This window comes from Nonomuraea candida, assembly GCF_000725485.1.
In the GTDB taxonomy this organism is placed as follows: Bacteria; Actinomycetota; Actinomycetes; order Streptosporangiales; family Streptosporangiaceae; genus Nonomuraea; species Nonomuraea candida.
The window spans coordinates 325,623-340,412 of sequence record NZ_JOAG01000012.1; the positions used below are offsets into that span (position 1 = coordinate 325,623).

Consider the following 14,790-nt stretch of genomic DNA (forward strand, 5'->3'; position numbering starts at 1 on the left):
CGAGTTATCCACAGCCTGCCGATGACATCGTTGTCATCGATCACGGAAGGGCCTAATGTAACCGGGGCCAGCAACGAGCGCACGGAGGTCCTTCCTTGCCTTTCCGCCTGCCGCCCGCAGCGCCCGCCGACCGCGCGCGCCCGGAGCGCCCCGGTGATCCCCGCCGCCGTCCCGACCACCACGGCGAGCGCTGATGAGCTGCGTCCTCGCCATTGACATCGGAGGCACCAAACTCGCCGCCGCCCTGGTCGACGAGGCCGGCTCCCTGCTGCGTTCCGCCACCCGGCCGACGCCGGGGCAGGACGTCATGTCCGCCCTGACGGCCCTCATCACGGAGGTCACGGACGGCGGCCCCTCGCCCCGGGCGGTCGGCATCGGCTGCGCGGGCCCCGTCGACCTCGCCCTGGGCACCGTGAGCCCGGTCAACATGCCGAGCTGGCGTGGCTTCCCGCTGCGTGACGAGGTGCGCGAGCTGACCGCGCTCCCTACCGTGCTGGCGGGCGACGCGCAGTGCTTCGCGCTCGGCGAGCACTGGCTCGGCGCCGGCCGCGGCTGCGCGTCCCTGCTGGGCATCGTCGTCTCGACGGGCATCGGCGGCGGCCTGGTGATCGACGGCGTCCCCCTGCTGGGCCCGACCGGAAACGCCGGCCATGTCGGCCACATGAGCATCGACCCCAACGGCGAGCGGTGCACCTGCGGCGGCCGCGGCTGCGTCGAACGCTACTCCAGCGGCCCCAACATGGCCCGCTGGGCCCAGGAGAACGGCTGGCGACCAGGCGCCGCCTCCCGCGCCACCCCCGCGTCCTCGCCTGGATCTCCCCTCGCCTCTCACTCCGGATCCGCCACGGGCACCCCGGACGACGGACAAGCGGCCCCGGAAGAGGCCAGGGCAGATGCCCGCACCCTCGCCCAGGACGCCGCAGCGGGCGACCCGGTCGCGGTGGCGGCCTTCGAACGCGGCGCGCGGGCGCTGGCGGGCATGATCGCGTCCACCGCGGCGGCCGTCGAGATCACGGCAGTCGTCATCGGCGGAGGCGTGTCGGCCGCCGGCCGCGTGCTCTTCGACCCGTTGACCCAAGCGCTGGACGACGTGAGCGGCCTGCCGTTCGTGCAGGCGGTCGAGGTCAGACCCAGCGTGCTGGGGGTGCGAGCCAGCCTCGCCGGAGCAGCCAACCTCGCCTGGCACGCCCACCCTTCATGACGGCTTTCGAAGGTCTTGCTGCTCGGGTGCGGTTACTCGCGCTCGGCGGCCTGGGCTTCGCGGCGCTCGATGATGCGGCGGGTGTAGGGGATGACCTCTACGACGCGGCCGCCCAGGTAAGCGCCGATGAAGGCGAGGACCAGGAGCACGAAGGGGCTGGTGGCCAGGCCGTTCATGGTGACGAATGCCTGCAGGATCGCGTCGAGCGCCATAGGGGAACTCCGGAGGTGGGAGAAGCGAGGAGGAGTTCAGGTTAGCCGGAGCAGACGGATGCTTGACGCAAAAATGGGATAAGGGCGACATGATCTAACATGTCACCCTTATCGTGACGATCTTTACGATCGGCGACATAAGCAAAGGCCGCACCTCAGAAGGGCCGTACCCCGAAGGGCTGTACCCGAAGGGCCGCACCTCCTAAGGGCCGCACCTCCTAAGGGCCGTACCTCCTAAGGGCCGTACTCCGAAGGGTCGCGCCCCCAGGAGGCGGACCTCAGAGCCGTACCTCAGGAAGAGGCGGACCCCCGCGGAAAGCCGCGCGTCAGTGGAAGAAGTGGCGGGTGCCGGTGAAGTACAGGGTGATGCCGGCCTTCTCGGCGGCCTCGATCACCAGCTCGTCCCGGACGGACCCGCCCGGCTCCACGATCGCGCGTACGCCGGCCTCCGCCAGCACCTCCAGCCCGTCCGGGAACGGGAAGAACGCGTCGGAGGCCGCGACCGAGCCCGTCACCCGCTCCCCCGCCCTGGTGACGGCCAGGCGGCACGAGTCGACGCGGTTGACCTGGCCCATGCCGACGCCCACGGTCGCCCCGCCGCTGGCCAGCAGGATGGCGTTGGACTTCACCGAGCGGCTGGCGCGCCAGGCGAACTCCAGGTCCGCCAGCACCTCGGGCGAGGCGGGCTCGCCCGTCTTGAGCTCCCACTGCGCCGCCGAGTCGCCGGCGGCGTCGACCCGGTCCACGGTCTGCACGAGCAGGCCGCCGTTGATCTTGCGGAACTCGGTCGGCTCCGACGGGCCCTCGGGGCACAGCAGCAGGCGCAGGCTCTTCTTGCCGCGCAGCACCTCCAGCGCCTCCTCGTCGTACGCCGGAGCCACCACGACCTCGGTGAACACGTCGGAGATCTGCCTGGCCAGCTCGGCGGTGACCGCGCGGTTGACGGCGATCACGCCACCGTAGGCGGACACCGGGTCGCAGGCGTGGGCCTTGCGGTGCGCCTCGGCCACGTCGGCGCCGATGGCGATGCCGCACGGGTTCTGGTGCTTGATGATGGTCACGCAGGGCTCGGCGAAGTCCCAGGCGGCCCGCCAGGCGGCGTCGGCGTCGAGGTAGTTGTTGTAGGACATCTCCTTGCCGTGCAGCTGCTCGGCGTTGGCCAGCCCGCCCCCGCCGGCCGTGCCGCCGGTGTAGAGGGCCGCCCGCTGGTGCGGGTTCTCGCCGTAGCGGAGGGTGGCCTTGCGCTCGTACGCCGTCCCGGCGAACGACGGGAACTCCTCCTCGGCCACGTACGTGCCCGCGAACCAGTTCGCCACGGCCACGTCGTAGGCGGCGGTGTGCGCGTACGCGACGCCCGCGAGGCGCTTGCGCTCGGTCAGCGTGAAGCCGCCCTCGGCCAGCGCGTTGAGCACGTCGCCGTACGCGCCGGGGTCGACCACGACCGCGCAGGTGTTGTGGTTCTTGGCGGCGCCCCGGATCATGGCCGGGCCGCCGATGTCGATCTGCTCGACGCACTCCTCGTCGGAGGCGCCGGAGGCCACCGTCTGCTGGAACGGGTAGAGGTTGACCACCACGAGCTGGAACGGGTCGATCTCCAGCTCTTCGAGCTGGGCCACGTGGTGCGGCTTGGTGACGTCGGCCAGCAGGCCGGCGTGCACGCGCGGGTGCAGCGTCTTGACCCGCCCGTCGAGGCACTCGGGGAAGCCGGTGAGCTGCTCCACCTTCGTCACCGGGACGCCGTAGGAGGAGATCGCGGCGGCCGTGCCGCCGGTCGAGACGATCTCCACACCGGCGCCGTCGAGGGCTCTGGCCAGCTCTTCGAGCCCGGACTTGTCATAAACGGCGATCAACGCGCGCCGGATGGCGATGCGAGTCACGTGGTTTCCCCTCCTGTGTGGTTACCGATTCGGACGGTGCGTCCGCTGACCGTCCAGCCTTCGCGGACCATCCGGCCGACGGTCTCGACGAGCAGCCGTCGTTCGACGGTCTTGATGCGCTCGTGCAGGACCGCCTCGTCGTCGTCCGGCAGCACGGGCACCGCCGCCTGCGCCACGATCGGCCCCGTGTCGACGCCCGCGTCGGCCAGAATCACCGTGCAGCCGGTCACCTTGACGCCGTGGGCGAGCGCGTCGCGCACGCCGTGGGCCCCGGGGAACGACGGCAGCAGCGCCGGATGGGTGTTCAGCAGGGGGAACGCTTCGAGTGACGGCGTGCCCAAGATTTTCATGAAGCCCGCGGAGACGACCAGGTCGGGCTCGTACGATGCGATCCTGGCCGCGATGGCGGCATCCCACTCCGCCCGCGTCCGATAATCGCCCAATTTTTCGACAAAAGTCGGGACATCGGCCCTCTCGGCCCTGGCCAGCCCCTCGATTCCCTCCCTGTCGGCGCCGACCGCGACCACGCGAGCACCGTATGACGGGTCGGCGGAAGCGTCCAGCAGGGCCTGTAGGTTGGTTCCAGAGCCGGAGACGAGGACGACGAGCCGCCCAGCCTTAGACACACACACTCCAATGAGGAAACAGGGTGGGGGTCACAGGGTATCTGTTCATCGCCCGGCGACGCAGAGGAGGTCAGGTGTCGACACCGGTGAAGGCACCGGCAGGCCAGCAGCCCGCGGAGTCCGCGGGCCGCCGAGCGATCTGGTTGTCCATCGCAGCGCTGGCCATGACGTTCATGTTGCCGCTGGCGGGCCTGGTCATGGCGGCGTTCGCGCTGGTGGCCGGGATCCGCGCGCTGCCGCTGCTGAAGGGCGCGGGCAAGCCGACGGGCGTGGCGGTGGGCGGCATCACCGTCTCCGCCTTCGCCCTCTTCCTGTCGGCCGGCGCCACGGTGATGCAGCTCTATCTCATGGACGAATACTCGGCCTACCAGGAGTGCATGAAGGGCGCGGGCACGGTGGCGGCGCAGGGCGAGTGCTTCACGCAGTTCAGGAACTCCGCCGAGCGCAAGCTCCCCGCCGACGTGCTGGAGGTCCTCGGGGCCATGCAGCCCTAGAGGCGCCGCAGGTCCCCGGGCACGTACAACGTCGAACCGCCCGGCCCCTGAACCAGCCCGCGGGCCCTGGACCGGGCGCCCTCAAGACCGGCGGCTCCGGAAGCCGCCGGTCAGTCGCGGTCCCAGGCGTACGGGTCGACGTAGATGACGTGGCCGCCGCGATCGTCGGACTCGTCCACGATGTCCCGGCGCGGCGGCCGGGGCGCCGCCTGCTCCGGCTCCCGCAGGCGCGGACGGGCCTGGGCCAGCGTCTCGGCCTCGGCGGAGGCGTGCTCGTCCTGCCAGTCGTCCCTGATGACCGGGATCTCCTGGGTGTCGGCCTCGGTGGCGTCCATCCAGTGGCCGGGCAGCGGGCGCACCTCCGACTCGGCCAGGCCGACCTTGCTGGCCGCCTTGGCCAGCGCGGCGCCGGCCTTGCGCACGGGTGCCGCGGCCTTGTCGAGCGGGGTCCTGGCGCGCTTGTTGAGCAGCAGCAGGTTCGTCACGCCCGCGGAGATGCCCGCGGCCACGCCGACCTCCAGCGCCACCGACAGCGCCACCTCCCAGGGCGAGGGGCCGACCGTGGCCAGCCGGCCGCCGCCCATCGGCCCGCCGGACAGCGCCGCCAGCACCCCGGCCACCAGGCCCGTCGACACCCCGGTCAGGAACCCCCACAGCGGCGCCGCCTCATAGGAGGGCGACGGCGAGATCCTGGCCACCATCACGCCGGCCACGGCCCCGGCCGCGAACGGCAGCGCGATCACCGCCATCATCCACGCCGGCACCGGCCCGCTCTCCGGCAGCGCGCCCAGCAGCGGCAGGCTGGGCACGGTGCCGAGCTGCACGCCCGTGGGCGCGACCAGGGTGTCGGCGCCGATCGCGAACCCGGGGCCGGAGATGTAGGAGAAGGCCCAGACGACGGCGTTGGGCAGGTAGAGGAGCTGGAGCAGCACCAGCAGCACGCCGCCCACGAACCCGGGCGCGAGCACCTCGGACAGCTCTCTGACCTGCTCGAAGTTGAGCACGACGGCGAGCGCCACCAGCGCCAGCCCGGCCACGACCAGCACCGCCGTCGCGACCGCGGTGCCCACCGTCAGGGCGCGCACCCGCTCGGGCAGCAGCCGCAGCATCACCCGCCAGGGCCCGATCATGCGCGCCGTGGCCAGCGAGCCCGCCAGGAACGCCAGCACGAAGTGGCTCAGCAGCGCCTCGCCGATGAACGGCTGGGTGACGTCGTTGCTCGCCACGAGCGCGATCAGGCCCGCGAGCAGCGCGTACGGGGCCGCCAGCGACACCCCCGCCTGCGCCACCAGCACGAGCTGGGCCCGGCGGCGGGCCCCGGCCTGCTCCCTGGGGCTGTTCTTGGGCAGCCGGGCGGGCAGCCGCAGCCGCAGGTCGGCGTCGCGGGCCATCCACCGGCCGGCCCGGTAGAGCAGGATGGCGGGCAGGATCATCAGCCCGAGCGGCAGCAGGCCGACGCGCCCGCCGGGGATGGCGAAGCCGGCGTGGTGGGCGGCCAGCCAGAGCTGCGCCGCCGTGCGGAAGACGCCCGGCAGCCCGGCGCCCAGCGCGCCCCGCGGGGCGGCGATCCAGCCGACCAGGGTGAGCGTGGTGAGCGCGGCCAGCCCGACGCCGAGCGTGAGCGCGGCCGCCAGCATCCCCGACACGGGCAGTGGCCGCCTGGAGTCGTCGTCGTCGCTCGAGACCCCGGGGAGCTTGCCGAGCACCGATCGGGGGGCGGTGCGCAACTGGTCGAGAATCGCCGTCACAGTAGGCGATTTTCTCAATCTTTCCCAACCAAAGCTTGGTTGACGCGCCGGGATCGCCCGTCCATCTGTTACGGCTTCGGAGCCCCGCCCCATCCCGCCGCCCGGCTGCCGCGGCTTCGCGCCCCATCCCGCCGCGCGGCTGCCGCGGCTTCGCGCCCCATCCCGCCGCGCGGCTGCCGCGGCTTCGCGCCCCATGTCACCGCGCGGCTGCCGCGGCTTCACGTGCCACCCCACCGCGGCTGCCGCGGCCTTCACGAACCGCCCCGGGCATGCGAAGGCCCCGCGCGGAACGTGCCGCGCGGGGCCTGCGAAAGGAGCCCGCTCAGCGGGACTGCATGATCTCGCGCATCAGGCGGGCGGTCTCGGAGGGGGTCTTGCCGACGCGTACGCCGACCTTCTCCAGGGCCTCCTTCTTGGCCTGGGCGGTGCCGGCCGAGCCGGACACGATGGCGCCCGCGTGGCCCATCGTCTTGCCCTCGGGCGCGGTGAAGCCCGCCACGTAGGCCACGACGGGCTTGGTGACGTGCTGCTCGATGTAGGCCGCGGCCCGCTCCTCGGCGTCGCCGCCGATCTCGCCGATCATCACGATCGCGTCGGTGCCCGGGTCTTCCTGGAAGGCCTGGAGGGCGTCGATGTGCGTGGTGCCGATGACGGGGTCGCCGCCGATGCCCACGGCGGTCGAGAAGCCGAAGTCACGCAGCTCGTACATGAGCTGGTAGGTGAGCGTGCCGGACTTCGAGACCAGGCCGATGCGGCCGGCCGTGGTGATGTCGGCGGGGATGATGCCGGCGTTGGAGGCGCCGGGAGAGGCGATGCCGGGGCAGTTGGGGCCGATGATGCGGGTCTTGTTGCCCTTGGCCACCGCGTAGGCCCAGAACTCCGTCGAGTCGTGGACCGGCACGCCCTCGGTGATCACGACGCAGAGCGGGATCTCGGCGTCGATGGCCTCCTTGACGGCGTCCTTGGTGAACTTCGGCGGCACGAACACCACCGACACGTCGGCGCCGGTGGCCTCCATCGCCTCCTGGACCGTCCCGAACACGGGCAGGCCCTCGTGCGTGGTGCCGGCCTTGCGGGCGTTGACGCCGCCGACGACCTTGGCGCCGGAGGCGAGCATGCGGCGGGTGTGCTTGGTGCCCTCACCGCCGGTCATGCCCTGAACGATGATCTTGCTGTTCTCAGTCAACCAGATGGCCATGGGTCACGCACCTACCGCAGCGAGCTCGGCGGCGCGCTTGGCCGCTTCGTCCATCGTGTCAACCAGCTCGACCCGCGGGAGCGCGGCGTCGGCCAGGATCTGCCGCCCGAGCTGGGCGTTGTTGCCGTCGAGGCGGACCACCAGCGGGTGGGTCACGGCCTCGCCGCGGCTCTCCAGCAGCTTGAACGCCGAGACGATGCCGTTGGCGACGGCGTCGCAGGCGGTGATGCCGCCGAAGACGTTCACGAAGATCGACTTGACGCTCGGGTCGGAGAGGATGATCTCCAGGCCCGCGGCCATGACCTCGGCCGAGGCGCCGCCGCCGATGTCGAGGAAGTTGGCGGGCGACGGCTTGCCGGGGAACGCCTCGCCGGCGTAGGCCACCACGTCGAGGGTGGACATGACCAGGCCCGCGCCGTTGCCGATGATGCCGACGTTGCCGTCGAGCTTGACGTAGTTGAGGTCCTTCTCCTTGGCCTTGGCCTCGAGCGGGTCCTCGGCCGCCTTGTCGGCCAGCGCCTCGTGGTCGGCCTGGCGGAAGGCCGCGTTGTCGTCGAGGGTGACCTTGCCGTCGAGGGCCTTCACCTGGCCGTCCGCGGCCAGGATCATGGGGTTGACCTCGACCAGCGAGGCGTCCTCGTCGACGAAGCAGCACCAGAGCTTCTCGATCAGCTCGGCGGCGCCGTCGAGCGCCTTCTCCGGCAGGCCGCCGGCGACCGCGATCTCGCGGGCCTTGGCCCGGTCGACGCCCGTCAGCGCCGAGACCGGCACCTTGGCGACCTTGTCGGGCGAGGTGTGGGCGACCTCTTCGATGTCCATGCCGCCGGAGGCGGAGCAGATGGCGAGGAAGGTGCGGTTGGCGCGGTCGAGCAGGAAGGAGAAGTAGTATTCCTCCGCGATCGCGCTGGCCTCTTCGACGAGCACCTTGTGGACCGTGTGGCCCTTGATGTCCATGCCGAGGATGGCCTCGGCCTTGGCGACGGCGTCCGCGGCGTCGTCGGCCACCTTCACGCCGCCGGCCTTGCCGCGGCCGCCGGTCTTGACCTGGGCCTTGACGACAACGCGGCCGGTCAGCTCCGTGGCGGCCGACCGCACCTCCTCCACCGTGTGGGCGACGATGCCGCGTGGCACCGGGATGCCGTAGTCGGCGAAGAGCTCCTTCGCCTGATGTTCGAACAGGTCCACGAGGGTCCGTCCTTGCTTATCCGACTGATGTTCGAAGGCCCGGGCAACTGCGCTGACGGTCGGGTCCGCTTCGCCGTTCGTTGGCTTCGTACCTCGCTGCTCTCACGGCAGAGCTCCTACGCTCAGGGGTGCGTGCCGGGCGTTTCCGCCAGTGAAGCCTAGCCCGAAGCTTGACCTGCCCAGGTCATCGGGTCGCGGTTCTGCCGCTATGTGACGGTGATCTCACTTCCCGGGCGGCGCCACCCTGCACCGAATTTGCACCGATTAGTCGCCGTACGACCCGCCACTCGATATATGGTCGTGATCTTCGAATGGCAGGCTTGCTCCCCGCTCTCGCAAAGCCGAAGGAAAGCAATGATGCGAATTCTCGCCGGCCTGGCGCTGGCGTCGTCGGCCGCACTCGTGGCCGCCGCGCCGGCACAGGCCGCGCCCGTGGACCCGGCGAAGGCGCTGAAGAAGCAGTACGCCGCCGGTCACGGGGTCCGCGTGTCGGAGACGTCCCGTATGGTGACGGACGGGACGACCACTCTGGTCACGACGACGACCGGCGAATTCGGCTTCGGTGACGGCGGGGTCGTCGCCGCGGATCTACGCACCCGGACGAAAGGCGCGGCGGTCCCGTCGGCGCCGAACCGGGCGATCACGGTGGGCGGGCACGTCTACGCGCAGGGTGAATTGTTCGGCGCGGAATTGCCCGAGGGCAAGAAGTGGGTGCGCTACCCGAGCGAGTCGGGCGCGCGCACCGGCGACCAGCCGTTCGACGTCTTCCGGCCCGAGGTGCTGAAGACGCTCGTCGCGAAGGCCGGGAGTTTCAGGGGCGGGACATACCGGGGGTCGCTCACGTTCAAGGAACTCGGCCGGATCTACGGCGAGAAGATCGACCCGCGACTGGGCTCTGTGCGCATCGGTTACGCGCTGGGCGTGAACTCCAAGGGCCTGGTCACAGGGATCCGCAGTGAATACCTGATGGACTTCGGCGTGCTCGGAAAGACCACCTCCACGGTGGAGACCCGTTTCTCGGGCTGGGGCGCCAAGATCAAGGTCGTCGCGCCGCCCGCCGACGAGGTGGTCGATTACGACGAGCTCGGGCCGGACACTTCGGTCCCACAGGAGATTCCGAACAATTCTCTTAACTCGCTCGGCAGACTCCAGTAGTCTGCGACGACCCCCCGAGCCGCCCCACGGCTCACTTTGGGCCCTGGGACATCAATACTCCCCTCAATAACTAAGGAATGCGCATGAAGCGAATCCTGACGGGCGTGGCATTAACGGCGACCGCCGCTCTGGTGACCGCCACGCCGGCGCTGGCCGCGGCCCCCAAGAGCCCGGTGGCCGCCGTCAAGAAGCAGCTCGCCCCCGGCAAGGGCGTGACGTTCACCGAGAGCACCAAGGTCGAGATGGGCGGCCAGCGCGAGATCGTGATCCGGCGCTCGGGCAGCCTGCTGTTCAAGAAGTCGGGCATCGCGGCCTCCGACGTCACCGGCAAGTTCAACCTCCCGGCGGAGCTGGGCGAGCTGGCCGAGGAGGAGGGCGGCGAGTTCATCAAGGCCATGGCCACGCCGGAGCGCACGATCAAGATCGGCAACACGGCCTACCTGTCCGGCGGCCTCTGGTCGACCTTCCTGCCGGAGGGCGAGACCTGGTTCAAGGCCCCCAACGGCCCGAACGGCGGCGTCACCGGCGTGTACGGCCAGCCGCTCAACGTGGCCGAGCCCGCCACCCTCAAGACCCTGTTCAAGAGCGCCAAGGCGACCCGCGGCGGCTACACCGGCAAGGTCAAGCTGGGCGACGTCTGGAAGACCTCTTCCTGGCTGCGCTCCTCCTGGCTGAGCAAGCCGTCCGCCAAGGCCGCGAAGGCCACGATCTCGTGGAAGCTCGAGGTGAACGCGGCGGGCCTGCCCACGCGCCTCGTCTCGACGTTCCCCGGGTCCGTCATCGGCAACAAGGGCTCCGTGAGCGTGGACACCCGGTACTCCGGCTGGGGCAGCATCATGTCGATCAAGGCGCCGACCGAGGGCGTCGCGACCGAGTTCGAGAACGGTGAGGACGAGATCTCCGAGCTCGAAGAGCTGAACGTGCCGCTGGGCCGGCTCGCCGGCTGAACCGGCCGCACAGGCTGAACCGGCCGTAAAGGCCGGGTCGGGCCCTCTCCTGCGAACGGCGGGAGAGGGCCTTCCTCTTGGGCACACCTCGTCCGACGGCGGTCAGGCGAGCCGGGTGTCGCGGAGTCTCGCCCATTCGAGGGAGTGCCTGATGCCCTCCTCCACCGAATAGCGGGCCTGCCAGTCCAGCAGGCGGCGGGCCCGGTCGCTGCGGGTGTAGGCGCCCGCCACGTCGCCGGGCCGGGCCGGCGCCTCGACGACCTCGATCGGCCGGTCCACCACGCGGTTGAACGCCTCCGCCAGCTCGCGGACCGTGGTGCCCCGGCCCGTGCCGAGGTTGATCACGCTGGTCCCCAGCTCGTCGAAGCGCCGCAGCGCGGCCACGTGGGCGGTGGCCAGGTCCCAGACGTGGACGTAGTCGCGGATGCCGGTGCCGTCGCTCGTGGGGTAGTCGGTGCCGGTGATCCGGAACGGGACGCCGTCTTCGTACGCCTCGATCATCTTGCCCAGGGCGTGGCTGGGACGGCGGAGCTGCAGCCCCGTGCGCATCCGCGGGTCGGCCCCGATCGGGTTGAAGTAGCGCAGCGAGAGGATCTCGATGGGCCGGGCGGCGGCGATGTCGGCGAACATGCCCTCGCAGACGGCCTTCGTCCGCGCGTACGGGCTCTGGGGGTCGAGCGGGGACTCCTCGGTCACCGTGTGGTCCTCGCCGGCGCGGTAGATCGACGCCGAGGAGCTGAAGATCATCCGGGTGCGGCCGTTGCGCAGCAGGTGGTCGACGAACTCCAGGCTCTTGGCGACGTTGGCCCGGTAGTAGCCGACGGGGTCGGCCACGGAGTCGGGCACCACGATGAGCGCCGCACAGTGGACGACGGCCTCGATGCCGGGATTTTCGGCGAAGATCTTGTCGATCAGCGGGCCGTCGCTGATGTCGCCCTCGTAGAAGACCCGCCCCTCGGTGAACTCCCGCCGCCCCGTCACCAGGCTGTCCAGAATCACGGGGTCGATGCCGGCGTCCAGGCAGGCCGATGCGACCGTGCTCCCGATGTATCCCGCCCCGCCGGTGATCAAAACGCGCATCCCTGCACCCTAGCCAGCCGGGACGGCCCGCGTCGGCCTCCTTGTGGATGACCTGGCGTCCCTGTGGACAAGGACGGGGACCGGCCGTCTCACGCTCTGACCCGGTTCACGCCGCGGCCCGGTTCATGGCTTGGCCCGGTTCATGGCTTGGCCCGGTTCGTGTTCTGGTCTGGTCCGTGCTCTGGCCTAGTCGGCTTCGCCGTGCGACATTTCCTGATATGGGCAGGGACGTGCCAGTCGTCGTGTTCAGCAGGGACGACCGCCGGAAATACCGGGAGAAGGTACACCGATGCCTTGATGTCTTCGCCCAGATGTTGCGTGAATCCCGGTTCGAATTCGAGCACCCGCTCGCCGGCCTGGAGATCGAGCTCAACATCGTCGACGCGCGCGGCGAGGCCGCCATGCGCAACGCCCAGGTGCTCGCCGCGATCGCGCAGCCGGACTGGGCGACGGAACTGGGCCAGTTCAACGTCGAGATCAACATCGCGCCGCAGGACCTGGCGGGCGACGGGGCGCTCCGGCTGGAGAACGACGTCAGGGCCCGGCTCAACCACGCCGAGGAACGCGCCCGCTCACAGGACGGTCACCTGGTCCTCGTCGGCATCCTGCCCACGCTGCGGGAGCAGGACATCGGCGAGGGCGCGCTCTCCGCGAACCCCCGCTACCGGCTGCTCAACGAGCAGATCTTCGCGGCCCGCGGCGAGGACCTGCACCTGTCCATCGAGGGCGTCGAGCACCTCGACACCCACGCCGACAGCATCACCCCCGAGGCGGCCTGCACCAGCGTGCAGCTCCACCTCCAGGTCAGCCCCGACACCTTCGCCGCCCACTGGAACGCGGCCCAGACCATCGCCGGCGCCCAGGTCGCGGTGGCCGCCAATTCGCCGTACCTGTTCGGCAGGGAGCTGCACAGGGAGACCAGGATCGCTCTGTTCGAGCAGGCGACGGACACCCGGCCGGCGGAGCTGAAGGCGCAGGGCGTACGGCCGCGGGTGTGGTTCGGCGAGCGGTGGATCACGAGCGTGTTCGACCTGTTCGAGGAGAACGTCAGCTACTACCCCGCCCTGCTGCCCCTCTGCGAGGACGAGGACCCGCGTGCCGAGCTCGAACAGGGCCGCATCCCCCAGCTCCACGAGCTGACCCTGCACAACGGCACGATCTACCGGTGGAACCGCCCGGTGTACGCGGTCGTGGACGGGGTGCCGCACCTGCGCGTGGAGAACCGCGTGCTGCCCGCCGGGCCCTCGGTCGCCGACGTCGCGGCCAACGCCGCGTTCTACTACGGGCTGATGCGCGTGCTGCCGTACGACGAGCGGCCGGTCTGGAGCCGCATGTCGTTCAGCGCCGCCGCCGACAACCTCGCCGCCGCGGCCCGGCACGGGCTCGACGCGCGGCTGTACTGGCCGGGGATGGGCGAGGTGCCGGCGTCCGAGCTGATCCTGCGCCGGCTGCTGCCCATGGCGTACGAGGGCCTGGCCAGGTGGGGCGTGCACCGGCCCGTCGCCGACCGGCTGCTGTCCGTCATCGAGGGCCGCTGCCTGTCCGGCCGCACGGGGGCGGACTGGCAGGTGGCCCGGGTACGGGCGCAGTCCGGCGACACCGGCGACGCCGGCGACCGGCACGAGGCGCTGCGGGGGATGACGCTGGAGTACATCGAACGCATGCACGCCAACGAGCCCGTGCACACGTGGGACATCTGACATTCCCCGAGCCGCCGGGGCGGTGCCCTCCCTACGAAGCAGACCCACCGAACCCCGCACCACCGCCATGCCGGCAACCCTGACGAAGCGGGCTCCGATCGAACCGCCGGATGTACATGCGGCTCAACCCCCAGGATGATGTGGCCGATCATGACCTGGCTCTACCTTTGACCCATGCCAATGGAGGAGATCGGCTGGCTGCGCCGGGGCGCATGCAGATCCAGCGACCCTGACCTCTTCTTCCCCCTCGCCCCCACCCCCTTGCAGGAGTCGCGCGCCAAGGCGGTCTGCGCGAGCTGCCAGGTGCTGGAGGAGTGCCGCTCCTACGCCTTACGAGCCGGGGAGGCGGACGGCATCTGGGGCGGTCTCACCCCCGACGAACGCCGCCGCACCCGCTTCCCCGAAGGCTGGCGCCGCCCGGCGGCCTCCTGACCCGCCACCCCCTGCCTGCCCGGCCCCCCGCATTGCCCGGCACCCCACAGTGCCCGGCACCCCGCAGTGCCCGGCACCGGCCGGCCCGACCCGCCGCGGCAACTCAGCGCCGTGCGGTGAGCGGTGGGCGGTGGACGGTGGGCGGTGGACGGTGGACGGTGGGCGGTGGGCGGTGGGGCCATGAGGGCCTGGCGCGACGTAGCCTGCAAGGGTGCTGCTCCGCTCGATCGCCGTGCTCACCGCCGCCAACCTCCTGAACAACAAGATCGCTCCCCGTCTGGGCCCCCTGACGTCCACCGTCGCCACGGCCGCGCTGGTCGCCATGGCGCGCAGGTCCGGGGTGTCGTGGCAGGAGCTCGGGTTCGAGCACGGCCGCCGAGGGGCCATCGCCGGGGGCGTGTTGGCGGCGACGGTGGCCGCCGGTTACGCGGTCGGCATAGCCTCGCCGCGCACCAGGCCGCTCTTCCGCGACGAGCGCGCCCTGTCGCTCTCTCGCGCCCGCGTCTTCGAAGAGGCCCTGCTTCAGGTCCCCTTCGGCACGGTCCTGCTGGAGGAGGTGGGTTTCCGGGGCGCGCTGTACGCCATGGTGCGCCAGAGGCGGGGCACGGTCGCCGCCACGGCCGTCTCCTCCACCCTGTTCGGCCTCTGGCACATCCTGCCCGCCATCGACATGGCCCGCGCCAACCCCGCCCTCGGCGCCCTCACGGCGGGCGAGTCCCCCGCCCACCTGGACACCGCACGGGTCGTGGCGGGAAGCGTGGTCTCCACGGCCGCGGCCGGCGTGCTGTTCTGCGAGCTGCGTCGCCGCCGTGGCCTCCTGACCCCGGCGATGCTGCATCTGGCCACCAACTCGCTCGGCTACCTCTTCGCCCGGATCTCCGCCGCCCTCCACCCCTCCCCCGCCGGCCCCGGCCCCACCTCGGCCACCCCAGAGC

General features: G+C 71.2%; 14 protein-coding genes. 7 read left to right on the forward strand and 7 right to left on the reverse strand.

Annotated elements, in window-relative coordinates:
* Positions 1-193: 193 nt before the first annotated feature.
* The gene (locus IO39_RS13405; RefSeq protein ID WP_043621196.1) at positions 194-1,201 is read left to right on the forward strand and encodes an ROK family protein; all 1,008 of its coding nucleotides are present in this window, start codon (positions 194-196) and stop codon (positions 1,199-1,201) included.
* A gap of 32 nt (positions 1,202-1,233) precedes the next feature.
* Here the strand turns inward: IO39_RS13405 and IO39_RS13410 are convergent, their stop codons facing one another.
* The 3 genes from IO39_RS13410 to purN all read right to left on the reverse strand — a co-directional run bounded on the left by IO39_RS13410 (position 1,234) and on the right by purN (position 3,916).
* Entirely contained in the window at positions 1,234-1,413 is a 180-nt protein-coding gene (locus IO39_RS13410) for a hypothetical protein (protein ID WP_043621200.1), read from the reverse strand.
* Between the two features lie 326 nt (positions 1,414-1,739).
* On the reverse strand, positions 1,740-3,290 hold the full coding sequence (gene purH, locus IO39_RS13415; protein WP_043621203.1) for a bifunctional phosphoribosylaminoimidazolecarboxamide formyltransferase/IMP cyclohydrolase: 1,551 nt from the start codon (positions 3,288-3,290) through the stop codon (positions 1,740-1,742).
* The gene (gene purN / locus IO39_RS13420; protein WP_052422832.1) at positions 3,287-3,916 is read right to left on the reverse strand and encodes a phosphoribosylglycinamide formyltransferase; all 630 of its coding nucleotides are present in this window, start codon (positions 3,914-3,916) and stop codon (positions 3,287-3,289) included. Before purN ends, purH begins: the two co-directional genes overlap by 4 nt.
* Positions 3,917-3,990: 74 nt before the next feature.
* Here purN and IO39_RS13425 point away from each other — a divergent pair, with 74 nt between their 5' ends.
* Positions 3,991-4,410 (forward strand): hypothetical protein, encoded by a 420-nt coding sequence (locus tag IO39_RS13425; protein WP_245641947.1) that lies wholly within the window; start codon positions 3,991-3,993, stop codon positions 4,408-4,410.
* A 110-nt stretch (positions 4,411-4,520) separates the two neighbouring features.
* Here IO39_RS13425 and IO39_RS13430 read toward each other — a convergent pair whose 3' ends face one another.
* The 3 genes from IO39_RS13430 to sucC form a co-directional block, all read right to left on the reverse strand.
* The gene (locus tag IO39_RS13430) at positions 4,521-6,158 is read right to left on the reverse strand and encodes a cell division protein PerM (RefSeq protein ID WP_043621211.1); all 1,638 of its coding nucleotides are present in this window, start codon (positions 6,156-6,158) and stop codon (positions 4,521-4,523) included.
* 322 nt (positions 6,159-6,480) lie between these two features.
* Positions 6,481-7,356 (reverse strand): succinate--CoA ligase subunit alpha, encoded by an 876-nt coding sequence (gene sucD / locus IO39_RS13435; RefSeq protein WP_043621214.1) that lies wholly within the window; start codon positions 7,354-7,356, stop codon positions 6,481-6,483.
* A 3-nt stretch (positions 7,357-7,359) separates the two neighbouring features.
* Complete coding sequence (sucC, locus tag IO39_RS13440; protein WP_043621217.1) at positions 7,360-8,541, reverse strand: ADP-forming succinate--CoA ligase subunit beta; 1,182 nt, start codon at positions 8,539-8,541, stop codon at positions 7,360-7,362.
* A 357-nt stretch (positions 8,542-8,898) separates the two neighbouring features.
* Between sucC and IO39_RS13445 the strand changes: the two genes are divergently transcribed.
* Positions 8,899-9,696, forward strand: coding sequence for a hypothetical protein (locus tag IO39_RS13445; RefSeq protein WP_169789061.1), 798 nt, complete (start codon positions 8,899-8,901; stop codon positions 9,694-9,696).
* A gap of 83 nt (positions 9,697-9,779) precedes the next feature.
* Positions 9,780-10,643: a hypothetical protein gene (locus tag IO39_RS13450; protein ID WP_157548276.1), complete on the forward strand. Its 864-nt coding sequence runs from the start codon at positions 9,780-9,782 to the stop codon at positions 10,641-10,643.
* Positions 10,644-10,745: 102 nt separating this feature from the next.
* On the opposite strand, the gene galE is transcribed toward IO39_RS13450, so the two are convergent.
* A complete protein-coding gene (gene galE / locus IO39_RS13455) occupies positions 10,746-11,723 on the reverse strand; it encodes a UDP-glucose 4-epimerase GalE (protein WP_043621226.1) in 978 nt (325 codons plus the stop codon).
* 311 nt (positions 11,724-12,034) lie between these two features.
* Here galE and IO39_RS13460 point away from each other — a divergent pair, with 311 nt between their 5' ends.
* The 3 genes from IO39_RS13460 to IO39_RS13470 all read left to right on the forward strand — a co-directional run.
* On the forward strand, positions 12,035-13,423 hold the full coding sequence (locus IO39_RS13460) for a glutamate-cysteine ligase family protein (RefSeq protein WP_245641948.1): 1,389 nt from the start codon (positions 12,035-12,037) through the stop codon (positions 13,421-13,423).
* Positions 13,424-13,597: 174 nt separating this feature from the next.
* Complete coding sequence (locus IO39_RS13465) at positions 13,598-13,855, forward strand: WhiB family transcriptional regulator (protein ID WP_043621232.1); 258 nt, start codon at positions 13,598-13,600, stop codon at positions 13,853-13,855.
* 211 nt (positions 13,856-14,066) lie between these two features.
* A partial coding sequence (locus tag IO39_RS13470) for a CPBP family intramembrane glutamic endopeptidase (protein ID WP_063765262.1) occupies positions 14,067-14,790 on the forward strand: 724 nt, incomplete at its 3' end.